31 protein-coding genes are annotated in these 25,628 nt (G+C 66.3%); 18 read left to right on the top strand and 13 right to left on the bottom strand.

What is annotated here, in order from left to right:
- The first annotated feature begins 101 nt into the window (after positions 1-101).
- The 6 genes from FHS98_RS00275 to ychF all read left to right on the top strand — a co-directional run bounded on the left by FHS98_RS00275 (position 102) and on the right by ychF (position 4,534).
- A complete protein-coding gene (locus FHS98_RS00275; protein ID WP_157602554.1) occupies positions 102-266 on the top strand; it encodes a hypothetical protein in 165 nt (54 codons plus the stop codon).
- Positions 267-360: 94 nt separating this feature from the next.
- On the top strand, positions 361-1,140 hold the full coding sequence (purC, locus tag FHS98_RS00270) for a phosphoribosylaminoimidazolesuccinocarboxamide synthase (RefSeq protein WP_167098119.1): 780 nt from the start codon (positions 361-363) through the stop codon (positions 1,138-1,140).
- Positions 1,141-1,148: 8 nt separating this feature from the next.
- Positions 1,149-2,303 (top strand): acyltransferase family protein, encoded by a 1,155-nt coding sequence (locus FHS98_RS00265; protein ID WP_167098116.1) that lies wholly within the window; start codon positions 1,149-1,151, stop codon positions 2,301-2,303.
- Positions 2,300-2,530, top strand: a complete 231-nt coding sequence (gene purS, locus FHS98_RS00260; RefSeq protein WP_167098113.1) for a phosphoribosylformylglycinamidine synthase subunit PurS — start codon at positions 2,300-2,302, stop codon at positions 2,528-2,530. Before FHS98_RS00265 ends, purS begins: the two co-directional genes overlap by 4 nt.
- A gap of 12 nt (positions 2,531-2,542) precedes the next feature.
- On the top strand, positions 2,543-3,208 hold the full coding sequence (gene purQ, locus FHS98_RS00255; RefSeq protein ID WP_167098111.1) for a phosphoribosylformylglycinamidine synthase subunit PurQ: 666 nt from the start codon (positions 2,543-2,545) through the stop codon (positions 3,206-3,208).
- Positions 3,209-3,433: 225 nt separating this feature from the next.
- Positions 3,434-4,534: a redox-regulated ATPase YchF gene (gene ychF / locus FHS98_RS00250; protein ID WP_167098108.1), complete on the top strand. Its 1,101-nt coding sequence runs from the start codon at positions 3,434-3,436 to the stop codon at positions 4,532-4,534.
- A 39-nt stretch (positions 4,535-4,573) separates the two neighbouring features.
- Here ychF and FHS98_RS00245 read toward each other — a convergent pair whose 3' ends face one another.
- Positions 4,574-4,816 (bottom strand): hypothetical protein, encoded by a 243-nt coding sequence (locus FHS98_RS00245; protein ID WP_167098106.1) that lies wholly within the window; start codon positions 4,814-4,816, stop codon positions 4,574-4,576.
- A gap of 109 nt (positions 4,817-4,925) precedes the next feature.
- On the opposite strand from FHS98_RS00245, the gene FHS98_RS00240 reads away from it, so the two are divergent.
- Together FHS98_RS00240 and FHS98_RS00235 are read left to right on the top strand one after the other, a co-directional pair.
- On the top strand, positions 4,926-5,372 hold the full coding sequence (locus FHS98_RS00240) for a MaoC family dehydratase (RefSeq protein WP_167098104.1): 447 nt from the start codon (positions 4,926-4,928) through the stop codon (positions 5,370-5,372).
- A complete protein-coding gene (locus FHS98_RS00235) occupies positions 5,369-6,463 on the top strand; it encodes an acyltransferase family protein (RefSeq protein ID WP_167098101.1) in 1,095 nt (364 codons plus the stop codon). Before FHS98_RS00240 ends, FHS98_RS00235 begins: the two co-directional genes overlap by 4 nt.
- Here FHS98_RS00235 and FHS98_RS00230 read toward each other — a convergent pair.
- The 5 genes from FHS98_RS00230 to petA all read right to left on the bottom strand — a co-directional run bounded on the left by FHS98_RS00230 (position 6,408) and on the right by petA (position 10,231).
- On the bottom strand, positions 6,408-6,818 hold the full coding sequence (locus FHS98_RS00230) for an NUDIX hydrolase (protein WP_208401884.1): 411 nt from the start codon (positions 6,816-6,818) through the stop codon (positions 6,408-6,410). The two genes, FHS98_RS00235 and FHS98_RS00230, sit on opposite strands and share 56 nt — an antisense overlap.
- Positions 6,818-7,360 carry an adenine phosphoribosyltransferase gene (locus FHS98_RS00225; protein WP_167098098.1) on the bottom strand — a complete coding sequence of 181 codons (543 nt, stop codon included), beginning with the start codon at positions 7,358-7,360 and terminating at the stop codon, positions 6,818-6,820. Before FHS98_RS00225 ends, FHS98_RS00230 begins: the two co-directional genes overlap by 1 nt.
- Positions 7,361-7,469: 109 nt before the next feature.
- The gene (locus FHS98_RS00220) at positions 7,470-8,309 is read right to left on the bottom strand and encodes a cytochrome c1 (RefSeq protein WP_167098095.1); all 840 of its coding nucleotides are present in this window, start codon (positions 8,307-8,309) and stop codon (positions 7,470-7,472) included.
- Positions 8,310-8,330: 21 nt separating this feature from the next.
- Positions 8,331-9,617: a cytochrome b gene (locus FHS98_RS00215; RefSeq protein ID WP_167098092.1), complete on the bottom strand. Its 1,287-nt coding sequence runs from the start codon at positions 9,615-9,617 to the stop codon at positions 8,331-8,333.
- Between the two features lie 26 nt (positions 9,618-9,643).
- Positions 9,644-10,231, bottom strand: coding sequence for a ubiquinol-cytochrome c reductase iron-sulfur subunit (gene petA, locus FHS98_RS00210; RefSeq protein ID WP_167098089.1), 588 nt, complete (start codon positions 10,229-10,231; stop codon positions 9,644-9,646).
- A gap of 201 nt (positions 10,232-10,432) precedes the next feature.
- On the opposite strand from petA, the gene FHS98_RS00205 reads away from it, so the two are divergent.
- From FHS98_RS00205 to FHS98_RS00195, 3 genes are read left to right on the top strand one after another with little or no spacing between them, the layout of a single operon-like run.
- Positions 10,433-10,882 (top strand): tRNA (cytidine(34)-2'-O)-methyltransferase, encoded by a 450-nt coding sequence (locus FHS98_RS00205; RefSeq protein WP_167098086.1) that lies wholly within the window; start codon positions 10,433-10,435, stop codon positions 10,880-10,882.
- Positions 10,879-11,730, top strand: a complete 852-nt coding sequence (hemF, locus tag FHS98_RS00200) for an oxygen-dependent coproporphyrinogen oxidase (protein WP_167098083.1) — start codon at positions 10,879-10,881, stop codon at positions 11,728-11,730. Before FHS98_RS00205 ends, hemF begins: the two co-directional genes overlap by 4 nt.
- Positions 11,727-12,341, top strand: coding sequence for a GNAT family N-acetyltransferase (locus FHS98_RS00195; RefSeq protein ID WP_167098080.1), 615 nt, complete (start codon positions 11,727-11,729; stop codon positions 12,339-12,341). Before hemF ends, FHS98_RS00195 begins: the two co-directional genes overlap by 4 nt.
- Here the strand turns inward: FHS98_RS00195 and FHS98_RS00190 are convergent.
- Positions 12,290-13,105, bottom strand: coding sequence for a hypothetical protein (locus FHS98_RS00190; RefSeq protein ID WP_167098077.1), 816 nt, complete (start codon positions 13,103-13,105; stop codon positions 12,290-12,292). The genes FHS98_RS00195 and FHS98_RS00190 overlap by 52 nt on opposite strands.
- 105 nt (positions 13,106-13,210) lie before the next feature.
- Here FHS98_RS00190 and lipB point away from each other — a divergent pair, with 105 nt between their 5' ends.
- The 3 genes from lipB to FHS98_RS00175 all read left to right on the top strand — a co-directional run bounded on the left by lipB (position 13,211) and on the right by FHS98_RS00175 (position 15,112).
- Positions 13,211-13,870, top strand: coding sequence for a lipoyl(octanoyl) transferase LipB (gene lipB / locus FHS98_RS00185; RefSeq protein WP_167098074.1), 660 nt, complete (start codon positions 13,211-13,213; stop codon positions 13,868-13,870).
- 85 nt (positions 13,871-13,955) lie between these two features.
- On the top strand, positions 13,956-14,222 hold the full coding sequence (locus FHS98_RS00180; RefSeq protein ID WP_167098071.1) for a hypothetical protein: 267 nt from the start codon (positions 13,956-13,958) through the stop codon (positions 14,220-14,222).
- Between the two features lie 221 nt (positions 14,223-14,443).
- On the top strand, positions 14,444-15,112 hold the full coding sequence (locus tag FHS98_RS00175) for a hypothetical protein (RefSeq protein ID WP_167098069.1): 669 nt from the start codon (positions 14,444-14,446) through the stop codon (positions 15,110-15,112).
- A gap of 44 nt (positions 15,113-15,156) precedes the next feature.
- On the opposite strand, the gene queE is transcribed toward FHS98_RS00175, so the two are convergent.
- From queE to FHS98_RS00145, 6 genes are all read right to left on the bottom strand, one after another.
- Complete coding sequence (gene queE, locus FHS98_RS00170) at positions 15,157-15,792, bottom strand: 7-carboxy-7-deazaguanine synthase (RefSeq protein ID WP_167098066.1); 636 nt, start codon at positions 15,790-15,792, stop codon at positions 15,157-15,159.
- Positions 15,789-16,505 carry a 7-cyano-7-deazaguanine synthase QueC gene (gene queC, locus FHS98_RS00165; protein WP_167098063.1) on the bottom strand — a complete coding sequence of 239 codons (717 nt, stop codon included), beginning with the start codon at positions 16,503-16,505 and terminating at the stop codon, positions 15,789-15,791. Before queC ends, queE begins: the two co-directional genes overlap by 4 nt.
- Before the next feature lie 219 nt (positions 16,506-16,724).
- Entirely contained in the window at positions 16,725-17,621 is an 897-nt protein-coding gene (locus FHS98_RS00160; RefSeq protein ID WP_167098060.1) for an Hsp33 family molecular chaperone HslO, read from the bottom strand.
- A gap of 142 nt (positions 17,622-17,763) precedes the next feature.
- Positions 17,764-18,693, bottom strand: coding sequence for an ornithine carbamoyltransferase (gene argF / locus FHS98_RS00155; RefSeq protein WP_167098057.1), 930 nt, complete (start codon positions 18,691-18,693; stop codon positions 17,764-17,766).
- A 131-nt stretch (positions 18,694-18,824) separates the two neighbouring features.
- Positions 18,825-20,015 (bottom strand): aspartate aminotransferase family protein, encoded by a 1,191-nt coding sequence (locus FHS98_RS00150; RefSeq protein WP_167098054.1) that lies wholly within the window; start codon positions 20,013-20,015, stop codon positions 18,825-18,827.
- Between the two features lie 160 nt (positions 20,016-20,175).
- Positions 20,176-21,024, bottom strand: a complete 849-nt coding sequence (locus FHS98_RS00145) for an ABC transporter permease (protein WP_167098051.1) — start codon at positions 21,022-21,024, stop codon at positions 20,176-20,178.
- A gap of 62 nt (positions 21,025-21,086) precedes the next feature.
- On the opposite strand from FHS98_RS00145, the gene FHS98_RS00140 reads away from it, so the two are divergent.
- From FHS98_RS00140 to FHS98_RS00125, 4 genes are all read left to right on the top strand, one after another.
- Positions 21,087-21,812: a GcrA family cell cycle regulator gene (locus FHS98_RS00140; protein WP_167098048.1), complete on the top strand. Its 726-nt coding sequence runs from the start codon at positions 21,087-21,089 to the stop codon at positions 21,810-21,812.
- 204 nt (positions 21,813-22,016) lie between these two features.
- Entirely contained in the window at positions 22,017-23,996 is a 1,980-nt protein-coding gene (gene parE, locus FHS98_RS00135) for a DNA topoisomerase IV subunit B (RefSeq protein ID WP_167098045.1), read from the top strand.
- A 95-nt stretch (positions 23,997-24,091) separates the two neighbouring features.
- Entirely contained in the window at positions 24,092-24,313 is a 222-nt protein-coding gene (locus tag FHS98_RS00130; protein ID WP_167098042.1) for a hypothetical protein, read from the top strand.
- Between the two features lie 20 nt (positions 24,314-24,333).
- Positions 24,334-25,614 carry a RelA/SpoT domain-containing protein gene (locus FHS98_RS00125; RefSeq protein ID WP_208401883.1) on the top strand — a complete coding sequence of 427 codons (1,281 nt, stop codon included), beginning with the start codon at positions 24,334-24,336 and terminating at the stop codon, positions 25,612-25,614.
- Positions 25,615-25,628 lie beyond the last annotated feature (14 nt).

Below are 25,628 nucleotides of genomic sequence, written 5' to 3'. Positions count from 1 at the left end.
GCCAGCTTGTCGATTGCGTCCAGCCTTTCGTTGGCGCGCGCCGGCCAAACTTGCCATTTTCCAGCACGGACAGGGAACCCGCTCTGGGGATGGAGGCGACGATGATCGATCAGGAATTGGCGCAGATGTGGGCCAGCCATCATGTGGCGCTCGGCAAATGGGTGCGCGATGCGGCGCATCAGGTCGGCGACGCGTTCCGTGTGCTGGCGCGCGTCCAGTACGACCGGCCGTGGGATCGGGACGGACAGCCGCGTGCGCGTCATTGAAAAGCCGGTCCGGTTTCGTTAGAGGGCGTCAACGCCCCGGCTGCGTCCGCAAACGCACCGGGGCGTCCGTCTTTTAGGCCGACAGGAACCGCGCATGGCACGCCGCCGCCAGATTTACGAAGGCAAGGCCAAGATCCTCTATGAAGGGCCTGAGCCTGGCACTCTCATCCAGTATTTCAAGGATGACGCCACCGCGTTCAACGCCCAGAAAAAGGGCACGATCAGCGGCAAGGGCGTCCTCAACAACCGCATTTCCGAGCATGTCTTCACGATGCTCGGCAATATCGGCGTGCCGACGCACTTCATCCGCCGCCTCAACATGCGCGAGCAGTTGATCCGTCAGGTCGAGATCGTGCCGATCGAGGTCGTGGTGCGCAACGTCGTGGCGGGCTCGCTCGCCAAGCGCCTCGGCATCGAGGAGGGCACCCAGCTCCCCCGCACGATCATCGAATATTATTACAAGGACGATGCGCTCGGCGACCCGATGGTCACGGACGAGCATATCGCCTGCTTCGGCTGGGCCAGCCAGGAAGAGATGCACGACATCGCCGACATGGCGATCCGCGTGAACGATTTCCTGACCGGGCTGTTCGCCGGCATCAACATCCGCCTGATCGACTTCAAGCTGGAGTTCGGCCGCATCTACGAGAATGATTTCGCGCGGGTGATCCTCGCCGACGAGATCAGCCCCGATGGCTGCCGCCTGTGGGACATGACCACCAACGAGAAGCTCGACAAGGACCGCTTCCGCCGCGATCTCGGCGGCGAAGTGGAGGCCTATCAGGAGGTCGCCCGCCGTCTCGGCCTGCTTCCCGAAGGGGCGGAGAACGCCGTGCTCGACCTGGAGAGCCATCGCAAGAAGCGGGGCCAGTAACCTTCGGCATGAAGGCAGACCGGGCGGACCCGCTCCGCCATGCCATCGGCATCGCCCGTGTCCTGGGCATTTTGGGCATCATCTATGTCCATGCCTGGACCGGGCGGACCGCCGAGGAACTCGCTGTCCTCGACCAGACCCCGCAGGGGGTGCTGCGCTGGGCGCTGATCGAGATGGTCGGCTACAGCGCGGTGCCGCTGCTCGGCATCATCTCAGGCTGGCTCGTCGGCCCCTCCTCCGCCAGGCGGAGCTATCGGGATTTCATCGCCGTCAAGGCGCGGACGATCCTGCTCCCCATGCTGCTGTGGAATGCGATCACGATGGCCGTGGTCGTCGGGCTCGCCGTCTGGGGCGGGCTTGCGGCGCCCGTGCCGAGAAGCTTCGGCGAGACGCTCGACTGGTGGCTCTGCCTCACCCAGCCCAACCCCATCAACGTCCAGATCGCCTTCCTGCGCGACCTGTTCGTCTGCATGGTGATCGCGCCCCTGCTGGCCCGGCTGCATGATCGCTGGCTGGTGGCGCTGCTGCTGGCGACGCTGGGCTGGGCGATCTCCGCTTATGCCTTCCCGCTGCTGCTCCGCCCGCAGATCCTGAGCTTCTTCCTGATCGGGATATTGGCGCGGCGGCACGATTTGATCGAACGGGTGGCGCGGTGGCCGCTCCTCGCCAGCGTCGCGCCCTATCTGGTGATGGTGCCCGTGCTGGTGTGGCTCACCAGTTCGGACGACGCGTGGCTGCACGGTCATCTCCAGCGCGCCAACGCCATCGATCTCGTCATGCGGGTCTCCGCCGCGCTGGCGCTGTGCCGCGTCTCGATGGCGCTGGCGCCGACCCGCGCGGGCGCGTTCATCCTCAAGGGCGAGCGCTACGCCTTCCTGCTCTTCTGCGGCCATATGCTGCTGATGTGGTGCGGCGGGCCGGCGATCGGGCTCTGGACCGGGCCGCTCGGCAGCCCGCTCTATCCACCGCTGCTGATCGCCGAGCCGATTCTCGTCTTCCTGCCCATCCTCCTGATCGGCCGGGCGCTGGAAGCCACCTCACCCGCCCTCGCCAATGTGCTGAGCGGAGGGCGCCTCGCCGCGCCGAAACGCCACGCCCCCTTGCCCCGAAGCGCCGCTTCCGCCAAAGAGCCCGCAAACTCGCCCCCCGGAGCTGCGCCATGAAGACCCGCGTCATCGTCACCCTCAAGTCCGGCGTGCTGGACCCGCAGGGCAAGGCCGTCCACCATGCGCTGACCGGCCTCGGCTTCGACGGCGTCAACGATGTCCGCATCGGCAAGATCGTCGAGCTGGACCTCGCCGACGGCACCAGCGAAGCGCAGATCGACGAGATGTGCCGCAAGCTGCTCGCCAACACGGTGATCGAGAATTACCGCATCGAGCAGGCCTGAGGAGTTCGACCGATGAAGAGCGCCGTCATCGTCTTCCCCGGTTCCAACTGCGATCGTGACCTTGCCGTCGCCTTCCGCGACGTGACCGGCAAGGACGCCGCCATGGTGTGGCATGGCGAGAGCACGCTGCCCGACGGCATCGACGTGATCGGCATCCCCGGCGGCTTCTCCTATGGCGACTATCTGCGCTCCGGCGCGATGGCCGCCCGCTCGCCGGTGATGCGCGCCGTGGCCGAGGCGGCCGCCAGGGGCGTCGCCGTGATCGGCGTGTGCAACGGTTTCCAGGTGCTGACCGAGGCAGGGATGCTGCCCGGCGCGCTGATGCGCAACGCCACGCTCAACTTCGTCTGCCGCGACGTGGACCTGACGGTCGCCAACAGCCAGACGATGTTCACCAGCCAATATGCCGACGGCCAGTCGATCCGCATTCCGGTCGCGCATCATGACGGCAATTTCTCCGCCGACGAGGCGACGCTGGACCGCCTCGAAGGCGAAGGCCGCGTGGCCTTCCGCTATGCCGGCAACGTCAACGGCGCCGCGCGCAACATCGCCGGCATCGTCAACGACGCCGGCAACGTCCTCGGCCTCATGCCCCACCCGGAGCGCATGACGAGCGACGCCCATGGCGGCACCGACGGCCGCCGCATCTTCGAGGGCCTGTTCTCGGCCCTGGCCTGAATCTGGACAGACGCCCGCTTAGGCAATAGCGGGCGTCGCCACCGCCACGGCGAGCAACGCAGCCGCCGCCAGCAGCGCCAATGCATGTTTCATGGCCGCCTCCTGCGCAGGGACGCCGCATCAACGCGCGGGCACGCCAGCCGTTGCCGCGCGAGACTGGCTTTGGCGCGCCTTGTCCGCTAACGGGCAGGGCAATCCCCGTCCATTGACCAAGGTACGCACATCATGGGTTTCCGCTGCGGCATCGTCGGCCTGCCCAACGTCGGCAAGTCGACCCTCTTCAACGCGCTGACCGAAACGGCCGCCGCGCAGGCCGCCAACTATCCCTTCTGCACGATCGAACCGAATGTCGGCCAGGTCGCCGTGCCCGATCCGCGCGCCGACAAGCTCGCCGGGATCGCCGGCTCCGCCAAGATCATCGAGACGCAACTCGGCTTCGTCGACATCGCAGGCCTCGTGCGCGGCGCGTCGAAGGGCGAAGGCCTCGGCAACCAGTTCCTCGCCAACATCCGCGAGGTGGACGCGATCGTCCATGTCCTGCGCTGCTTCGAGGATGGCGACGTCACCCATGTCGAAGGCAAGGTCGATCCCATCGCCGATGCCGAGACGGTCGAGACCGAGCTGATGCTCGCCGACCTCGAAAGCCTCGAACGCCGCGTGCCCAATCTCCAGAAGAAGGGCCAGCAGGGCGACAAGGACGCCAAGGCGCACGCCGCCGTCCTCGCGCCGGTGCTCGATCTGCTGCGCGACGGCAAGCCCGCCCGCCTCGGCCGCCCGAGCGATCCCGAAGAGGCCGCTCTCTTCGATCAGGCGCAGCTCCTGACCGGCAAGCCCGTGCTCTATGTCTGCAACGTGGAGGAGGCGTCGGCCGCCGAGGGCAACGCGCTCTCCGCCCGCGTCTTCGAAAAGGCGAAGGCCGAGGGCGCGCAGGCGGTCGTCGTCTCCGCCGCGATCGAAGCCGAGATCGCCACCATGGCGATCGAGGACCGCGCCGAGTTCCTCTCGGACCTCGGCCTCCATGAGACCGGCCTCGCCCGCGTGATCCGCGCCGGCTATGCGCTGCTCGATCTCATCACCTTCTTCACGGTCGGCCCGAAGGAAACCCGCGCCTGGACCGTCACCAAGGGCGCCAAGGCCCCGCAGGCCGCCGGCGTGATCCACACCGATTTCGAGCGCGGCTTCATCCGTGCCGAGACGATCGCCTATGAAGATTATGTCGCCTTCAAGGGCGAAGCCGGCGCGCGCGACAACGGCAAGCTGCGTTCGGAAGGCAAGGAATATGTCGTCGTCGACGGCGACGTGATGCTGTTCCGCTTCAACGTCTGACCGGCTTCGGGGCGGCGGGACCGATCGCCGCCCCTCCCCTTATTTGTTCTGGTCCACCGCATCGCCGATCTTGTCGGCCGTGCGCGACACGCTGTCCGCCGCGCCGGTGATCGCCTTGTCCCTGGCGTTCCGCTGTGGCGCCATGGTGAAGAGATAGAAGGCGCCGACCGCCACCGCGAACAGCAGCACGATCGCGAGCAGGATCGTGCCCCCGCCGCCCCGCCGTTCGATGATCGTGGTGCGCGTGCCGCCTTCGGCATCGGTGGTGCGATGATCGTCCATAATCAGCCTCTCCCGAAGCCCCGCCTGTTCAGAACCGGCCGCCCCGCGCCCCGGTTCCGCCCTTGGCCGTCCGTTGCGATCTGCTACGCAGGACACAGAGGAGACGGACATGCCTTATTTCGAGGACTTCACGGTCGGCCAGACGGCCTCCTTCGGCCAATATGAAGTGACCCGCGACGAGGTGCTGGAATTCGGCCGGCGCTGGGATCCGCAGCCCTTCCACCTTTCCGACGAGGGCGCCGCCGACACCTATTTCGGCGGGCTCTCCGCCAGCGGCTGGCATACCTGCGCGATGACCATGGCGATGACGGTCGCCGAATGGGACAAGAGCGAGGGCGGCACGCTGGGCGCGATCGGGGTGGATCATCTGCGCTGGCTGCGGCCCGTCCATCCCGGCGACGTGCTGCGGCTGGAGGCGGAGATCATCGAGACGCGCCCCTCCGGCTCGCGGCCGGACATGGGATCGGTGAGGAGCCGCAACACGGTCTACAATCAAAAGGGCGAGCCGGTGATGCGGTTCGAGCCGATCGTGCTCTACCGGCGGCGGGGGGCGTGACAGAAGGGGTGGGCACGGCCGGCGGCCTCGATTGCGCGCCGGGGCAGGCCGCCCGCCACGCCCGTTTCCCCGCACTCGATGCGATGCGCGGCGGGGCCGCCATGGTGGTGATGCTCTATCACATCGGCATCGCATCCGGGCATCCGCAGCTCGCCCCTTTCGGTTTCCTCGCCGTCGATCTGTTCTTCATGATGAGCGGCTTCGTGATCGCGAAGGCCTATGAGCCGCGCCTGCGCGACGGCCTGCCCTTTCGCGCCTTTGTCGGCCTTCGCATCGGACGCATCTATCCGATGCTGGCGGCCGGCGTGCTGATCGGAGCCGCGGTCGCCGCCGTTCGCGGCGGGCCGGCGTCGATCGGCGTCGCGGCGCTGCGCTCCCTGCTGCTGCTTCCCGATTGGAGCGGGCATCTGCTGTTCCCGCTCAACCCCGTCCTGTGGTCGCTCTTCTATGAGCTGGTGGCCAATCTGCTGCATGCATCGCTGGCGCGGCATCTGACGACACGGCGGATCGCGATCGCCGCCCTGGTGGCGGGCGCGCTCTTTGCCGCCGCCATCTATCGCTATCATGAAGCCGGTTTCGGCTGGGGAGCCCAAAATTTCGCGGAGGGGTTCGCACGCGCGGGCTGGGGCTATCTGACAGGCATGTTGATCGCCCGCGTCCGCATCCCGACAGGACGATCGGCTCCCCTGTTCCCTTTGGTGGGGCTGGCGCTTCTGATCGCCCCGGCCACCGGCTTCGTACCCGTGCGCGTGATCGCGATGCTGTTCCTCGCCTTCCCGCTGGCGCTTCTCGGCGCGGTGCGGACGCCGCATTGCCGGTGGCCGCGACTGGCCGCGCATCTCGGCAATCTCTCCTATCCGCTCTACGCCATGCACCAGCCGCTGGTGATGGGCGCGGCGGCCATGATGCCCTCGCCCTATGCGTGGGCGGGCCTCGCCCTTGCGCTGATCCTTCTCGCCGCCGTCACCGGCCGGTATATCGATGCTCCGGCACAGATCCTCCTCCGGCGCCTTCTGGCGGGGAGGCGCGGAGCGCCTACACCAGGCTCCGCGCCCGCCACGCCGCCATCGCGGCGACCGTGGAGGCGGTGAGCGGCGCCGGCAGCGCGTCCAGCGGGAACCAGTCGAGCCCGGCATGTTTCTCCGGCTCGAGGATTCGCGGCGTGCCCGCATAGGCCCCGGCCAGATAGACCGCCGCGACCCAGTGCGTGCCGCCCGCGCGATCGATCTGATCGACGAAGCAGAGAAGCTCGCCCGTCTCGACGACGATCCCCAGTTCCTCCTCCACCTCGCGCCGCGCGGCGACGGTCGCCGTCTCATAGAGATCGACCTTGCCGCCGGGCAGGCCCCAGCAGCCGCTCTCCGGCGCGGTAGCGCGTTTCAGCAGCAGGATGCGGCCGTCGACGATGATCGCGACTCCGCAGCCGACGCGGGGTTCCGTCTGCATCAGTCGCCCTCGAAGCTCACCAGCGTGTGGACCGGCACGCCCTCGGCACGCAGCTTGTCGGCGCCGCCGAGATCCGGCAGGTCGATCACGAAGGCGGCGCCCACCACCTCGGCGCCGGCCTGACGCAGCAGGCGCACGGCCGCGAGCGCGGTGCCGCCGGTCGCGATCAGATCGTCCACCAGCAGCACCTTCTGCCCCGGCACCAGCGCATCCTCATGCATCACCACGCGGTCGGTGCCATATTCCAGCGCATAGTCGACGCCGATCGTCACGCCGGGCAGCTTGCCGTCCTTGCGGATCAGCACCAGCCCCTTGCCGAGATGATGCGCGACCGCCGAGGAGAAGATGAAGCCCCGCGCCTCGATCCCCGCGATCAGGTCCACGCCCTCGGGCGCCGCGTCCGACAGGCGCGACACCGACGCCGCGAAGCCCTTGGTATCGAGCAGCAGCGTGGTGATGTCGCGGAACTGGATGCCGGGCTTCGGGAAATCGGGGATGGTGCGGATCAGCGCGGCAAGGTCTTCATGATGGGCGGCGGTCATCCGGGGGCTCCGTCGAAAAACAAGGTCACAAAGAGGCGGGCCGGGAGGCCGCCGGATGGTTGCCCATCCCGGCGGCGCCCCGGCCCGTCCGGTTCGTGAGCGCTTTAGCTCAGTGCTTCTTGCCGGCCCAGATATTCCGATAGGCCGCGAACACCAGACCGGTCGCGATCAGCAGATAGAGGACCACCGCGATGCCGGTGCGGTGGCGGTTCTCCAGCTTGGGCTCGGCCGCCCACATCAGGAAGGCGGAGACGTCGGTCGCCATCTGCTTGCGGGTGGCGACGGTGCCGTCCGAATAGGTCACCTGCCCGTCGCTGGTGAGCGGCGGCGGCATCGCGATGTTGAGGTTCGCGAAATAGGGGTTGAAGTGCAGGCCCGTCGGCACCTGGAAGTCCGGGAACTCCTTCTTGAGCGAAGCGGGCACGTCCTCATAGCCGGTGACCAGCGACTCGATATAGGCCGGGCCGCCCTCACGCGCCTTGGCCAGCAGCGACATGTCCGGCGGCAACGCGTTGTTGTTGGCCGCCCGCGCCGCCGTCTCGTTGGCATAGGGGCCGGGGATGAAATCCGACGGGATCGGCTTGCGCGTCGCGGGCTCGCCGGTGTCCGGGTTGATCGAGGGCGTCTCGGTCGCCCAGTTCTTGGCGATCGCCTTCACCTCGGGTTTGGTGAAGCCGATCTCCTCCAGATCGCGGAACGCCACCAGCCGCATCGAATGGCAGGCCGAGCAGACCTCCTTGTAGACCTGGAAGCCGCGCTGAAGCTGCTGCCGGTCATAGCGGCCGAGCGGCCCCTCGAAGCTGTAATGAACCTCGTTGGGCTCGCGATGATATTTGTCCGCCGGTTGCAGCGCGGTCGGATCGCGGTGGGAGAAGAAGGCGCAGCCCAGCGCCAGCACGAACAGCGCGCCGACGACCGGGGCGATGAAGGGAGCGAAGAAGCGAAGCATGTGCGTTCAGTCTCCCTTGGATCAGGCGGCCGGGTGGCCAAGCGCGGCGTCGTCCGAGCCTTCGCCCAGCACCGATTCGGTGATCGAGTTGGGCAGCGGCAGAGGCTTCTCTGCCCAGGCGATCAGCGGAATGATGATGAGGAAGTGCGCGAAATAATAAGCCGCCGCGAACTGGCCGATGCGGACATAGGGCTCCACCGCCGGGCTCTTGCCGATGAAACCCAGGAGCAGCACGTCGGCGACCAGCACCCAGAAGGCGATCCGGTACATCGGACGATAGCGCGCCGAGCGGATCGGCGAACGGTCGATCCACGGCAGGAAGAAGAGCAGCGCGATCGCCGAGAACATCGCCACCACGCCCCACAGCTTCGCCGGTACCCACAGGAAGTCGAAGGTGAAGGCGCGCAGGATCGCGTAGAACGGCCAGAAATACCATTCCGGTACGATGTGCGCGGGCGTCGAGAGCGGGTTGGCCGCGATATAGTTGTCCGGGTGCCCCAGCGCGTTCGGTGCGAAGAACAGCAGCAGCGAATAACAGATCAGGAACACGCCGAGGCCGAAGCCGTCCTTGGCGGTGTAATAGGGGTGGAAGGGCAAGGTATCCTGCGGCCCCTTCACCTCCACGCCCGTCGGGTTGTTCGAGCCCGGAATGTGCAGCGACCAGATGTGCAGCACAATCACCGCCGCGATCACGAACGGCAGCAGATAGTGGAGCGAGAAGAAGCGGTTGAGCGCGGCGTTGTCCGGCGCGAAGCCGCCCAGCAGCCATTGCCTGACCGGCTCGCCCACCACCGGGATCGCCGAGAAGAAGCCGGTGATGACCTGCGCGCCCCAATAGCTCATCTGCCCCCAGGGGAGCACATAGCCCATGAAGGCCGTCGCCATCATCAGCAGGAAGATCACCACCCCCAGCAGCCACACCATCTCGCGCGGGGCCTTGTAAGAGCCGTAATAAAGGCCGCGGAAGATGTGCAGATAGACGACGATGAAGAAGAAGCTCGCGCCGTTCATATGGGCGTAGCGGATCAGCCAGCCCGAATTGACGTCGCGCATGATGTGCTCGACCGAATCGAACGCCACCAGTCCGTTGGCGGCATAATGCATCGCCAGGATGACGCCGGTCAGGATCTGGATCACCAGCGCGGCACCGGCTAGAACGCCGAAATTCCAGAAATAATTGAGATTGCGCGGCACCGGATAGCCGGCGCCCACCGCGTTGTAGACGAGGCGCGGAAGCGGCAGCTTCTCGTCCATCCAGCGCATGAAGGGATTCTTCGGCGCGTAATGCTCAGCCCAGGGGAAGCTCATAAGATCTACCTCAACCGATCTGGCGGTTAGCCGATTTGAACCGTGGTGGCCGACTTGAAGCTATATTCCGGCACGACGAGGTTCTTCGGCGCGGGGCCGCCCCGGATGCGGGCTGCGGTGTCGTATTGCGAGCCGTGGCACGGGCAGAAATAGCCGCCATAAGGCCCGCGATTCTCGCGCGGCGTGATGCCGAGCGGCACGCAGCCGAGATGGGTGCATACCGCCATCGTGATGAGCCAGTTCTTGTGGCCGGGCTTGGTGCGCTGCTCCAGCGTCTCGGGATCGCGCAGCGACGCGAGCGGCACGGCGTCCGCGTCGGCGATTTCCTTGGGCGTCAGGTTGCGCACGAAGACCGGCTGCTTGCGCCAGCTCACCTTGATGCCCGAGCCGAGCTCGATCTTCGAGATATCGACCTCGATCGAGGCCAGCGCCAGCACGTCGGCCGACGGGTTCATCTGGTTGACCAGCGGGATCACCACCGCCGCCGCACCCACGCCCGCGAAGCTGACGGCGGCGATATTCAGGAAGTCGCGGCGGCGAGGCCCCTGCCCCTCCTCTTCACCCCCGATGAGCGGAGGCCGCTGGTTAGGGTCGGTGGTCTCAAGCGTCGCCATGCACTCAGCCCCTCAACATTCTAGAACGTCACCTCTTGGAGGAGAGATGGCCCAGAACGCCGCGGACATCCCCCAAGCAAACGCAACGGTTCCATGTATCCTGAAACTCGTCCACAGGATTGATAGCGTTCGTTTCGCGGCTTTGCCAACCACGTTTTTGTAGCGCTTGCGGAACCACTGCCGGGAGCCTAGCGGCAATACATGCGGATCGCGCTTCACCAGCCCGAGATCGCCGGCAATGTCGGCACCATATTGCGCCTCGCCGCCTGCCTTGGCCTTCCGGTCGACGTGATCGAGCCGTGCGGCTTCGCCTTTTCGGATCGGGCGCTGGCGCGGGCGGGGATGGACTATGCGGAACGCGCCGCCGTCGCCCGCCATGCCGAGTGGAGCGCCTTCCGTGCCGCGCGCGCCGGGCGGCTGGTGCTCTTCACGACCACGGGCGACATCCGCCTGCCCGACATGCGGTTCGAGCGCGACGACGTGCTCCTGTTCGGGTCCGAGGGTTCGGGCGCGCCGGCGCATGTCCATGAGGCGGCGTCGTGCCGCGTCCGCATTCCGATCGCGCCCGACGCGCGCTCGCTCAATCTCGCCGTCGCCTGCGCCATGGCCGCGGGCGAGGCGCTCCGGCAGACAGGAGGCTGGCCCCTATGATCCCCCTCGACGAGCAACAGACCCGCGCCCGCGCCTGGTTCGAGAGCCTGCGCGACCGCATCTGCGCCGCGTTCGAGGCGATCGAGCGCGAGGCCGGCTCGTCGGCCGCCTTCGCCTATACGCCGTGGGAGCGCGAGGATGTCTCCGGCCCCGGCGGCGGCGGGGTGAAGGGCGTCATGAAGGGCCGCGTGTTCGAGAAGGTGGGCGTCAACGTCTCCACCGTCGCGGGCAGCTTCTCGCCCGAGTTCGCCAAGTCGATCCACGGCGCGCACGACGATCCGCGCTTCTTCGCGACCGGGATCAGCCTCGTCGCGCATATGGCAAACCCCCATGTGCCCGCCGTCCACATGAACACGCGCTTCCTGCGCACGACCAAAAGCTGGTTCGGCGGCGGGGCGGACCTCAATCCGCCGATCCCCTATGAGCAGGACACCGCGGACTTCCACGCCGCGATGAAGGCCGCCTGCGACGCGCACGCGCCGGTCGGCGACTATCCGCGCTATGCCAAATGGGCGGAGGAGTATTTCCACATCCCGCACCGCCAGGTGCAGCGCGGCGTGGGCGGCATCTTCTACGACCATCTCGACGCCGATGGCGCGCATTTCGAGCCGGCCTTCGCCTTCACGCGAGACGTGGGCGAGGCGTTCCTGTCGATCTATCCGAAGATCGTCCGCCGCCGGCTCGACACGCCCTTCACGCCCGAGGAGGAGCGGCAGATGCTGGCGTGGCGCGGCCGCTATGCCGAGTTCAACCTGGTCTACGACCGGGGCACGCTGTTCGGCCTGCGTACCGGCGGCAATATCGACGCGATCCTGATGAGCCTCCCGCCGCGGGCGATTTGGGAATGAGCCTCACCGCCGTCCCCGAGGGGCAACTCGCCACGATCGTCACCTCGCTCCAGATGCTGGAGCGGCCGAAGGCGCGGCCGATGCCGCCGTCCAACCTCCGGCTCGACCGCTGGCGGGAGCCCGCGCCCGATCGCTATCGCGCGCTGTTCCGCCGGGTGGGCGAGCCGTGGCTGTGGTTCTCGCGGCTGGTGATCGGCGACGCGGCGCTGACCGCGATCATCCATGATCCGGCGGTGGAGGTCTATGCCGTCACCGATCTGCGCGGCATCGAGCTGGGCCTGCTGGAGCTGGATTTCCGCAATGCGGGGAATTGCGAGATCGCCTATTTCGGCCTCGTCCCCGAGCTGACCGGGCAAGGCGAAGGCCGCTGGCTGATGGCGCAGACCCTCGCGCTCGGCTGGCGCAAGGGGGTGGAGCGGATGTGGGTCCACACCTGCACGCTCGATCATCCCAAGGCGCTCAATTTCTACCGCGCGCAGGGCTTCGTGCCCTTCGCCCGCTCGGTGGAGACGTTCATCGATCCGCGGCTGGCCGGGCTCGCCCCGGCCAGCGCGGCGCCTCACATCCCGTTGATCGGGGAGCCGTTCACCGAGGCGTCCAGCCGGCGGTAGAGCCGTGCCACGAATACCGTCCAGATGCCGCCGATCATCGCCACCATCAGGCCGGTGGCGATGAAGGACAAGAGGATCGACACCGACGCCCCGCCCGCCAGCGTGCCGATGAGCTGCGCGATCGCCCCGATCGGGATCAGCAGCACCAGCATCAGCAGCAGCGAGGCGAACACCATCACCACGCGCAGCAGCAGCAGCTTGGGATAGCAGCCGCGCGTCAGCCGGAAAGCGGCACGCACCGCCTCCCAAGGCCGCTGCGCGCGATCGGAGAGCACCGCCCAGATCGGCATCAGCCGCACGAACAGCCAGATCGTCACCGCGATGCAGGCGAGGTTGGCGATCATCGAGACCGGGCCGATCCGCCCGGCGAGCTTCAGCTCGATCACGCTGATGAGGCCGAGCGGCACCGCCATGGCGAGCTGGAGCCCGACATAAAGCAGAAACAAGCCGAGCGCCGACAGCATCCGCGACACCGCCACGCCAAGGCTCTCGCGCACGCTCACCCCCGGCCGGAGCGCCAGCGCGGAAACCGCGAGCGAGCCCAGCATCGACAGCGCGCCGCACGGCAGGAACCAGAGCATCCACAACCCCGGCTTCAGCATCCCCACCTGCGTGGCCTCCATCGGCACCGCCAGCAGCATCACCACCGTCGGCAATCCGAATCCCAGCATCGCCACCGGCAGCAGCAGCGAAAGCTCTGCGCGCACGAATGCGACGGTTTCTTCCCAGATGGCGCCCAGCGCCAGATCGGTCCTGTCCCTCATATCCGCCCCTCTAGAGCCAATTCGGGGGTGCTGGAAAGCCGCCTCTCCGCAGCCCGGCGCACGCGCGACTTGATCGCGAGGCCCGCCCGCGCCATCTCCCGCGCCATGTTGGGCGACGATATCGAATGGCGGGTCTCCGAAGGCCTGCTCCCCTATCCCGAGACGCTGGCCAAGATGGAGGCGCGGGCGACCGCGATCCGCGACGGCACGGCGCGCGAACTGGTGTGGCTGCTGGAGCATCCGCCGCTCTACACCGCCGGCACCAGCGCGATGGAGACGGATCTCATCGCGCCCGGCCGCTTCCCGGTCTATCCCGTTGGGCGGGGCGGGAAATATACCTATCACGGGCCGGGGCAGCGGGTCGGCTATCTGATGCTGGACCTCGACAGGCGCGGCCGCGACGTGCGCAATTTCGTGCAGCAGCTCGAAGCCTGGCTGATCGGCGCGCTCGCCAGGCTCGACACGCCGTCGCACATCGCGCCCGGCCGCGTCGGCATCTGGGTGGATCATGAGGGGCAGGAGGCGAAGGTCGGCGCGATCGGCGTGCGGGTACGCCGCTGGGTGACGCTGCACGGCTTCGCGGTGAACGTGGAGCCCGATCTCAGCCACTTCGGCGGCATCGTTCCGTGCGGCCTGCCGGAGTTCCCGGTGACCAGCCTGGCCCAGTTGGGGAAGGTTACCGCCATGAAACAGTTTGACGATGCGCTGCGAATTGGCTTTGAGTCCTTCCTGTCCGGGCTGAGCGGCGTGAAGAACGACGCCTGAGGCCATCGGACGGGAAGTTTCGATCCGATCGCGGGGGCAATCGGAGCAGTCACCGAACCCGCATCATTTTCCCAGGGAGTCTATCATGCGCAATCTCGTCTCGAAGTTCGCCACCGGTTCGATGATCGTCGCCGCCTCGCTGTTCGTCGCCGCCTGCGGCCACAGCGAGAACGCCGCCAACACCGCCGACACCAACATGACCGACATGAACACGGTCGACAGCACCACCGGCACCACCAACGACATGAGCGCCACCGACGCCACCGCGACCGACGCCAACATGGCGATGGACAACAGCGCGATGGCCGCCGTCGCCGGCAGCAACGAGGCGGCGCCCGCCAACCAGATGTAAGAGCCCCAACAGGGTCCGGGAAAAGGGCTGTCCGGGGAAACCGGGCGGCCCTTTTTTCATGGCCGGGCCGCTGGCGGCCGCACGCCGGATCGCGCCGCCCCTTCCTTGATGCCCCCTTCCCTTGATGCCACGCCCGGATCGGTTAAGGCTGTATGCAGATCGGCCGCCTCAGGGTGCGGCCGGGCCTGTGCCCCTCGGGGGGCTTGTGGAGAGGGTGTATCATGAAGGTTGGTTCGCGCCGCTATGCGGTGGCGTTGATGGGCGTTGCAGCGGCGTTCGCGGCTCCGGCTTCCGCGCAGCTCTACTGGGAATCCCCCAACTTTCAGGGTGCCCCGGTGACGGGCACCGAACCGGGCGTCATCATCGCGCTGCCGGGCGCCACGCCGGCCGAACTCAATGCCGAGATCGTCTGGACGATGCGCGCCGGCCTCAACTTCGCGGCGCTCCAGTGCCAGTTCGCGCCGTCGCTGATGACGGTCTCCAACTATAACGAGCTGCTGAAGCATCACGGCAAGGAGCTGGCTGCCGACTACAAGCTGCTTCAGGGCTATTTCAAGCGCAGCGCCAGGAAGGGCACCAGCCAGGCCGCGATCAACGCCGCCTTCGACAGCTTCAACACGCGCACCTACAGCAGCTTCTCGTCGGTGTTCGCGCAGATCGGCTTCTGCCAGACGGCCTCGCGCATCGGCACCACCGCGCTGATGACGCCCAAGGGCTCCTTGCAGGTCGTCGCCCACAACCGCCTTCAGGAGCTGCGCAACAGCCTGAAGCCCGCGGCGGACCGGCTCTATGCCTCGCCGCCCTATGTCCAGTTCGTCGGCGCCAATGTGCCGGCCTTCGGCCCCGAATGCTTCGACAGGAAGGGCCAGATCAAGAAGCGCTGCCTCTGACCGAACGCCCGGCCGGCTCGGTGTAAACGAGCCGGTCGGGGCATTCAGCGGATGCCGATCACCTTGTGGGTCTGCACCGACAGCCGCCAGCGCGGATGATCGATCACATACTGGATCGCCGCGGCGTGATTCTCGTTGGCGGCCGGGTTGTCGAGCGGCTGGACGAGGAAATGGTCGAAAGCCCATCCCTCCATCGCCTGCGGATCGATGCCCGCCTGCGGCCAGACCAGCTTCAGCTCGCTGCCCGAGCGCTGCACCACCGCGTTGCCCGCCTTGGGGCTCACCGTGATCCAGTCGACGCCGGGCGTCACCGCCAGCGTGCCGTTGGTCTCCATCGCAATCTCGAAGCCGGCGGCATGGAGCGCATCGACCAGCGCCCCGTCGACCTGGAGCATGGGCTCGCCCCCGGTGATGACCACCAGCGGCCTGCCCTCGCCCTGCGCGCCCCACAGTTCGGAAACCTTGGCGGCGAGCGCGGAGGCATCCGGGTAGCGGCCGCCATGATCGCCATCCATGCCGACGAAATCGGTGTCGCAGAAAGTGCATTGGGCGGTCGCGCGATCCTCCTCGCGGCCGCTCCACAGGTTGCAGCCGGAGAAGCGCAGGAAGACGGCGCGCCGCCCCGCGTTCAGCCCCTCGCCCTGAAGCGTGAGGAATATCTCCTTGACCGCATAGCTCATGCCGCGCTCGCGTAAACCGTCGGATCGGGGAGGCCGGCTTCCTCGAAGCCCTTGCGGCGCAGGCGGCAGCTATCGCACAGCCCGCAATGCTGGCCCTCCTGCGGATCGTAGCAGGACCAGCTCATCCCCGCGTCCAGACCCAGACGGTGCGCCTCGCGCACGATGTCGGCCTTGGTCATGTGCAGCAGCGGGGCGTGGACCTTGAAGCGGTCGCCCTCGACGCCCGCCTTGGTGGCGACGCCGGCAAGAGTCTCGAACGCCTCGACGAAGGCCGGCCGGCAATCGGGATAGCCCGAATAATCGAGCGCGTTGATGCCGAGGAACATGTCCCGCGCATCGTCCGCCTCGGCCCAGCCGAGCGCCAGCGACAGGAAGATGGTGTTGCGCGCCGGCACATAGGTGACCGGGATCACGCCCGCCTCCTCCTCGCCGAGGCCGACGCCTTCCTTGGGCACGTCGATATCTGCGGTGAGCGACGAGCCGCCGAAGGCGCGCAGGTCAATCGGCAGCACGACATGCCGCTCAGCGCCCAGCTCGGCCGCGATGCGGCGCGCGGAGGCCAGCTCGACCAGATGGCGCTGGTTATAGTTCACGGTGAGCGCCAGCAGCGAATAGCCGGCCTCGCGGGCCAGACCCGCGGCCACCATCGAGTCGAGGCCGCCCGAAAGCAGCACGACGGCCTTGCGAGGGCCGGTTCGGTTCATGTCGGTCATTGCGTATCCCGCGCTACCTCCGGGCGATCCCGCAGGCAAGCGCCCAAAGAGCGGGCCGCCCCGAAGGGAGCGGCCCAGTTTTGCCCTTTCTCAGGGCTCTCAGGGAGACATGCTCGTCCCGCCATCCTCGGGACAGGCATCCGTCCATACCCCCATGCACATAAATAGCGGCTTAATGCCAGCCAGGATTGGCCGGATCGGCCTGAGCCGTTCCCCGCGTCAGGCCGGCAGCGCGACCGGGAAGCTTTTGGCGCAGAACTCGCAGTCGACATGGACCAGGCCGTTCTCGTCCGCCATCGCCGCGCGCTCCTCGGGCGGGAAGCGGGCGATCACCGACTGGATATGCTCGGCCGAGCAGCGGCAGCCCTTGCGGATTTGGCCGAGCGGCATGGTGCGGACCTCCTGCTCCTCATGGAACAGGCGCCACAGCAGGTCGTCTAGCGGCAGCGCCGGGTCGGCCAGCTCATCCATGCCCACCGTCTGGGCGAGCGCCTCGACATGCTGCCACTCGGGATGATCGAGCCGGGTGTGGAGACGCTCACGCCCCTCCTCGCTCTCGGGCAGATGCTGGACCAGCAGCCCGCCCGCCGCATAGCGGCCATCCCCCAGATCCTTCACCGCGACGCGGACGAGGCTGGGGATCTGCTCGGACTGGGCGAAATAATGCTCCGCCGCCTGCGCCAGCGATCCGCCTTCGAGCGGCACGATGCCCTGATAGCGCTCGCCCGAAACCGCCTGATCGAAGGTGATCGCCAGATAGCCCTTGCCGAACAGCGCGAACAGCGAGGGGGTCGCCGGCGCCTCGGCCATGCGGTCGGCGTCGAAGCGCAGATAGCCGCGCATCTCGCCGCCACGATAATCGACGACGAGCAGATCGACGACGCCACCCTCGGCCTGCGCCTGGATGGTGAGTTGGCCCTCCTCATGCTTCAGCGTCGAGCCGAGCAGGCCGGCAAGCACCAGCGCTTCGGCCAGCAGCTTCGCCAGCGCGGGCGGATAGGCGTGCGCGGCGAGGATCGAATCCAGCGCCGGCCCCAGCCGCACCACGCGGCCGCGCGCATTGCGGGAAGCGATGGTGAAGCCCAGAATGTCGGGCGAGGTGGTGTCTGTATCCATCTTCTTCTTATCCTCAGGCCCCACGACCCCGTTCGCGCCGGGCCTTGCCCGAAGGCTCCGGCCGGCTCGACCCGAACGATGCGTGGAGGAAATCGCGAGCGCATATCGGTTCGGGCGCCCGCGATTTCCAGCCTCGGCCCGGTCAGAGCAGGCCGAAGCTCCACAGCAGCACGGATTTCTGCGCGTGGAGACGGTTTTCCGCCTCGTCCCAGATCGCCGACTGCGGGCCGTCGATCACCGCGTCCACCACTTCCTCGCCGCGATGCGCGGGCAGGCAGTGGAGGAAGGTCGCGCCGGGCTTGGCGCGGGCCATCAGCCCGGTCGTCACCTGATAGGGCATCATCGCGGCGAGCTTCTGCTCGGCATGGCTCTGCCCCATCGATATCCAGGTATCGGTGACGACGATGTCCGCGCCCTCGACCGCCTTCACCGGATCGCGCTCGATGCGGACCTTGCCGCCCTGATTGACGGCCGAGCCGATCACGTCCGCGTCGGGGTCATAGCCCTCGGGGCACGCCGCGACGACCTCGAAGCCCATCAGCGCGCCCGCCTCGACGATCGAGTGGAGGACGTTGTTGCCGTCGCCCAGCCACGCCCACTTGCTGCCGGCGAGCGATCCGCGACGCTCGATCACCGTCTGCATGTCGGCCATGATCTGGCAGGGATGGCTGGCGTCGGTGAGGCCGTTGATGACGGGCACGGTCGCATGGCGGGCCATCTCGACGATCTTGGCGTGATCGTCGGTACGGATCATGATCGCGTCCACCATGCGCGAGAGGACGCGCGCGGTATCCGCCACCGTCTCGCCGCGGCCGAGCTGCATCGAGCCCGCGTCCATCACGATCGTCGTGCCGCCGAGTTGGCGCATCGCCATGTCGAAGGAGACGCGCGTGCGGGTGGAGTTCTTCTCGAAGATCATCGCCAGCGTGCGCCCGGCGAGCGGTGCGTCCGGGTCCACCATGCCCTTGGGGAGCGCCGCGCGCGCCTTCTTGCGGGCCGCCGCATCGTTCAGCATCGCCGCGATCGCGGCCGGCCCGGCATCGGAAAGGTCGAGGAAATGACGGATGGTCATGGCATTCCAGCCTCGCATCAAACGATCCGTTCGTCCTGAGCCTGTCGAAGGGCGTGCAACAAGCGCTGCGCCTGAGGCCCGTCCTTCGACTTCGCTCAGGACGAACGGAACCCAAAAGTTCCCGTCGAAACTCAATCGTCAGCCGGCGGCACATAGGTGCGCGCGGCTTCGGACAGCTTGGTGACGAACTCATCGATATGCGCCTGCTCGATGATGAGCGGCGGCAGCACGCGCACGACATTGTCGCCGGCCGAGACGGTCAGCAGGCCATGATGGTCGCGCGCATGGCCGACGAAGCGGCGGCTGTCCGACTTCATCCTGACGCCGAGCATCAGGCCGAGCCCGCGCACGCTCTCGAAGAGATGATCGTGGTTGGGGATCATCTGCTCCAGCGCGGCGCGCAGGCGGGCGCTCATCTCGTTGACATGATCGAGGAAGCCCGGCTCCAGCACCACATCGAGCACCGCCTGCCCCGCCGCCATGGCGAGCGGGTTGCCGCCATAGGTGGAACCGTGGGTGCCGAACACCATGCCCTGCGCGGCCTTCTCGGTGGCGAGGCAGGCGCCGAGCGGGAAGCCGCCGCCGATGCCCTTGGCCACCGCCATCACGTCCGGCACGATGCCGTACTGCTCATGCGCGAAGAAGGTGCCCGAGCGCGCATAGCCGCACTGCACTTCGTCCAGCACCAGCAGCAGGCCATGCTTGTCGGCCAGCGCGCGCAGGCCCTTCAGGAACTCCTGGGACGCCGGGCGGAGGCCGCCCTCGCCCTGCACCGGCTCGACAAGGAAGCCGGCGGTCGTCCCGTCGATCAGCGCTTCCGCCGCCGCGAGATCGTCGAACGGCGCATAGGCGAAGCCCGGCAGCAACGGCTCGAACCCGCCGCGCATCTTCTCCTGATCGGTCGCCGAGATGGTGCCGAGCGTGCGCCCGTGGAAGGCGTTCTTGAAGCAGATCAGCGTGTGACGCTCAGGATTGCCGGTGACGAAATGATAACGGCGCGCGGTCTTGATCGCACACTCGACGGCTTCCGCGCCCGAATTGGTGAAGAACACCGTGTCGGCGAACGTGTAGTCGACGAGGCGCTGCGCGAGGGCCTCGCCCTGCGGCGAGCCGTAGAGGTTGGAGACGTGCATCAGCGTCGCCGCCTGCTCCTGGATGGCCTTGGTGAGCACGGGGTGCCCATGGCCGAGCAGGTTCACCGCGATGCCGGACGCGAAATCGAGATAGCGCTGGCCGTCCTCGCCGATCAGGTAGCAGCCCTCGCCTCGGACCGGTCGCACACCACAGCGCGGGTAAACCGGCATGAGGGGTGTGATGGCCATGATCTGGGCTCCTTCCAATGACAAACGGATGACGGAAAAACAGCTCCGGGAACGCAAAAAGGCGGCCGCTTCCGGCCGCCCTGTCGGGAGTGCGAGCCACTAGCGCCCGAAGGCGCCCCCCGTCAACGCGGCGCTGACGCCGCGCGGACGAGCCGGCCGCTCAGTTCTTGATCTTCCAGCCCTTGCGCAGCAGCGTGTAGCAGGCGACGCCCATCACGACGTTGATCGCGAGCAGCAGGCCCGCGCCGAACACCACCGGCGAATCGGCCACGCCGAGGAAGCCCGAGCGGAAGCCCGAGATCACATAGAAGATCGGGTTGAAGTGGCTCACCGTGCGGAAGGACGGCGCCAGCTTCTCGACCGAGTAGAAGGTGCCCGAAAGCAGCGCCAGCGGCTGCACCACGAAGTTGGTGACGGCGGCGGCATGATCGAACTTGTCCGCCCAGATCGAGGTCAGCACGCCGAGGAAGCTCAGCAGCAGCGCGCCCATCAGGCCGAACCACAACACGGCCAACGGGTTCGCCATGCCGACATGCACGCCCGGCCACAGCGACATCGCGACCCACAGCGCCGTCCCGACGAGGAAGGCCCGCGTCACCGCCGCGCCGACCAGACCGGCCAGCAGCTCGGAAGTGGAAAGCGGCGGCATCAGATAGTCGACGATCGTGCCCTGCATCTTGCCGACCAGCAGCGAGAAGCTGGAATTGGCGAACGCATTGGTCATCATGCCCATCACGATCAGGCCCGGCGCGATGAAATCCGCGAAGGCGACCGTCGTCCCGCCGACATGCACCGCCGCCCGCGCGCCCAAGGCCACCGTGAAGATGACCAGATACAGCAGCGTCGTGACCGCCGGCGCCCACACGGTTTGAAGCTGGACCTTGAAGAAGCGGCGCACCTCCTTCACATAGAGGGTGCGCAATCCTCCCCAGTTGACCTGTCGGATCACGGGCTCGCCCGGGGGGGAGATTTTATTCGCGGGCGATGCGCCTGATGTCTGATCGAGCATGGCGCTCGAATTAAGGCCTCGGGTTGAGCCTCGCAAGGGATACGACGGAGCAGATACGAACCATGGCGTGGACTGACGAGCGGATCGACAAGCTCAAGAGCCTGTGGGGCCAGGGCCTCACCGCCAGCCAGATCGCCGACGAGCTGGGCGGCGTCAGCCGCAACGCGGTGATCGGCAAGGCGCATCGGCTGGGGCTGGAGAGCCGTCCGTCGCCGGTGAAGGGCAATGAGAGCGCCGCCCCGGCCGCCGAGGCGCCTGCTGCCCCGGCCGCGCCCAGGGAAGCGGCGCCACCGCCCGCGCCCAAGCCCGAGCCGGTGAAGCCGCGCCCCGTGGCCGCCGAACCGCGCCCGCAGCCGGCGCCCGTCCGCGCCGAACCCGCGCCGCGCCCGGCTCCCGCCGCCCCGCCCGCCACCGCCGCGGACGCCGCGACCGATTCGCCGGGCACGCCGCAGCCGGTCTATCGCTCGATCGGCCCCGGCGGCTTCCAGCGCCAGCAGCCGGGCGAGCAGCAGTCGCCGATCCCGCCGGCCCCGCCGCGCCGCCTCGTGCCGGCCAAGCCGTCCGCCGAGATCGCGGACAAGACCTCGCTGCTCGATCTCAACGACCGCATCTGCAAGTGGCCGCTGGGCCATCCGGGCGAGCCGGACTTCCACTTCTGCGGCGATCCGGTGAACCCCGGCTTCCCCTATTGCGTGGCGCATTGCGGCCTCGCCTATCAGGCGCAGATGCCGCGCCGCGATCGTCGCCCGCCGCCGCCGCTGCCCTATGGCGGCCCGCGCGTGCGCTGAGTCGCGGATCGCATGACGATCACCGGGAAGGCCGTCCGCAGCGATGCGGGCGGCCTTTTCCGTTCCCCCTCGTCCTGTTCTTTTCACCGTCGCCCCAGTGGAGGCTGGGGCGACGATGTTTCTCCCAGGTTCGACACATTCTCAGATACAAAAACGGAACATCGCTTTGCGTTGGCCGCTGCGACCCGCTAGGCTCCCCGGACAATGGCCGACGATCTCTTCGCTTCCTCCCGCTCCGCGACGCCCGAAAGCTATGACGCCTCCGCGATCGAGGTGCTGGAAGGGCTCGAGCCCGTCCGCCGTCGCCCCGGCATGTATATCGGCGGCACCGACGAGCGCGCGCTGCACCACCTCGCCGCCGAGGTGCTCGACAATGCGATGGACGAGGCCGTCGCCGGCCATGCCAGCCGCATCGAGGTGACGCTTTCGGCGGGCAACCGCCTCACCATCACCGACAATGGCCGCGGCATCCCGATCGACGAGCATCCCCGCTATCCGGGCAAGTCGGCGCTGGAGGTGATCCTCACCACGCTGCATTCCGGCGGCAAGTTCTCGGACAAGGCGTACCAGACCTCGGGCGGCCTGCACGGCGTCGGCATCTCGGTGGTGAACGCGCTCTCCACCGACACGGTGGTCGAGGTCGCGCGCAACAAGGAGCTGTTCCAGCAGCGTTTCTCGCAGGGCCATGCGCTGGCGCCGCTGGAGAAGATCGGCGCGGCGCCCAACCGGCGCGGCACCTCGGTGGCCTTCACGCCCGATCACGAGATTTTCGGCGAGCTTCGCTTCAAGCCGCAGCGGCTCTATCGCCTTGCCCGCTCCAAGGCCTATCTGTTCGCCGGCGTCGAGATTCGCTGGAAGTGCGATCCGTCGGTCATCACCGACGACACGCCGGCCGAGGCGATGTTCCAGTTCCCCGGCGGCCTCTCCGATCATCTGAAGGAACAGATCGGCGCGCGCGAATGCGCCACGACCGACTTCTTCGCCGGCCGCCACGACTTCCCCGAGGGGCAGGGCTCGGCGGAATGGGCGGTGGCGTGGCCGCTCTATTCGGACGGCTCCTACAGCTATTACTGCAACACCATCCCGACGCCCGACGGCGGCACCCACGAGCAGGGCCTTCGCGCCGCGCTGGTGAAGGGCATTCGCGGCTTCGCGGACCTGGTCGGCAACAAGCGCGCCAAGGATATCGCGCCCGAAGACGTGATGGTCGGCTCCGAGCTGATGCTGTCGGTCTTCATCCGCGATCCGCAGTTCCAGTCGCAGACCAAAGACCGCCTTACCTCGCCGGACGCGGCGCGTCTGGTCGAAGCGGCGGTGCGCGACCATTTCGACCATTTCCTCAGCCACAACATGGACCGCGGCAAGGCGCTGCTCGGCTATGTGCTCGATCGCATGGACGAGCGCCTGCGCCGCAAGGCGGAGCGCGACGTCAAGCGCAAGACGGCCACATCGGGCCGCAAGCTGCGCCTCCCCGGCAAGCTCACCGACTGCGCCTCGGACTCGCCGGAGGGCACGGAGCTCTTCATCGTCGAGGGCGATTCGGCCGGCGGCTCGGCCAAGCAGGCGCGCGATCGCAAGACGCAGGCCGTGCTGCCGATCCGCGGCAAGATCCTGAACGTGGCCTCGGCCAACATGGCGAAGATCCTCGCCAATCAGGAAATCGCCGATCTCATCCAGGCGCTCGGCTGCGGCACGCGCGACAAGTGCGACGCCTCGGCGCTCCGCTACGAGCGCATCGTCATCATGACGGACGCCGACGTCGACGGCGCGCATATCGCCACGCTCCTGATGACCTTCTTCTTCCAGGAGATGCCGGATGTGGTGCGCCGCGGGCACCTCTATCTCGCCCAGCCGCCGCTGTATCGCCTGACGGCGGGGGCCAAGTCGCTCTACGCCAGGGACGATGCGGATCGCGCGCGGATCGAGGCCGGCCCCTTCAAGGGCAAGAAGGTGGAGGTCGCGCGCTTCAAGGGTCTGGGCGAGATGAACCCGTCGCAGTTGCGCGAAACGACGATGGACAAGGCGACGCGCACGATGATCCGCGTGACGCTGCCGCAGGAATATGAGGAGCGCGCGGCGGTCCGCGATCTGGTCGACCGGCTGATGGGCAAGGAAGCGTCGCACCGCTTCGCCTTCATCCAGGAGAACGCGGCCCGGCTCGACGAGGAAGAGATCGACGCCTGAGGGGATGGATGAAGCAGGCGAATAGCACCTCCCTCGCTTCCTCCGTCTGGCCTCCATCGTCACCCCGGACTTGATCGGGGGTCCAGAACCGGATCATGGAGCGCTTGCTGCTCTGGATGCCGGATCAAGTCCGGCATGACGGAAACTGGTGGGAAACGGTCGTCCGCTTTGGAGCAGCGAACAAATGTAAGCCGACGTCCATCGAACGCTTTGAAAATGGTGGCCGGAGTCAGATTCATCGCGCCTTTGCGAGCAACAGCCGCGCCATCAAAAGGCTATACGACCACGTTGCTTGCAAAGGCTCCTATGATATCTAAAATCGCGCCACGGGGTAAAATTGGACATCGAGATGGCACTTTCGAAAAGTCGCATTGATAAAGCGGGCCGATCGCTGGCCAATCCTGGCGAGTTAACAATTGAATCGATGGAGCTTGAGGAGGATTTCGACGAATATCGGATTTCCCATCTCGAACCGCTCTCGTTGACCACCCTTGAACTTCAAAACTGGCTTCATGGATACGGAAGCAGTTACTACATTGCTCAACGCGTAAAGCGCAAACCACAGATAGTTCGCAAACTGCGGCGTCTAAGTGTGCGATTAACTCAACTTCAAGACATTGGCGGATGCCGCATTATCGTCGAAAATAATGAAAATGTTGACCAATTGATACCATTTATTAGAGATAATGTTACAAAGATTGGTGGTTTTTCGCTTAGACGCGTTACTGACTATCGCGAGAAGGGGCGTGACCAGACGGGGTATCGATCTGCGCACCTTCTTCTTGAGCGAGACGGGCGCTCACTCGAACTTCAAATCCGTAGCCGTATCCAGCATTATTGGGCGGAATCCATCGAGCGCACATCTGTGATCTACGGCAGACACCTCAAAGAACAGGAAGGAGATCCGGCTGTCATTGATTATTTTAGGCAACTTTCTGATGTTTTCTATGAGATCGAAAGTAGTCGAAATCCGAATGTCCAATCCAAAGTGGCGCTTGACCGCAAAAGAGAACAGGCTCAGCGCATCATATACGAATCCGACAAGAATCGTATATTCGATAGTTCAGTCAATGAAGATATAGTTCTAACACTGGCGAATATGCAAGGTGGTGATAACGATCTCACAAATTGGATTATGGTTTTCAATTGGAACACCGGTGATTTCGTTACTTGGGATGTCGTTGGACGGGAAGCCGAAAGCGCAAAAGCAAAATACACACAATATGAAAGCCAATTTTCTTCGGAAGCCGGCTTCGAGGTCGTTATGATTGGATCATCCGACATTGCCACGATCCGTCAAACTCATAGCCATTACTTTGGAATAGAGAAATTCGATACAATCCTAGAAAGTTTGGATCAATCTATCGTTGGATTTAAAACGCGGATGGACATAGATGTTGGCGCACGTCAAATTCTAGCTCTTCTGGTGCGGAAAAAGTACTGGGGCAGGAAGGGCGCAACTATCGATACCCTAAAGAACCACTTTGCAAAGGGTGTGAATACGTTTGAATCTTCTCTCTCCACGTTAAGAGAGCGAGAATTGGTGACGATGAGCGATTTTCAAGCGCCAGTTTCCTTAAATATAAAGAAAAAATCGGAGATTGAGAGCTATCTATGATCCTCGGCATGGAG

This window comes from Sphingomonas oligoaromativorans, from assembly GCF_011762195.1.
GTDB classification, from domain to species: domain Bacteria; phylum Pseudomonadota; class Alphaproteobacteria; order Sphingomonadales; family Sphingomonadaceae; genus Solisphingomonas; species Solisphingomonas oligoaromativorans.
This window is presented reverse-complemented; position numbering and strand designations above follow the sequence as displayed.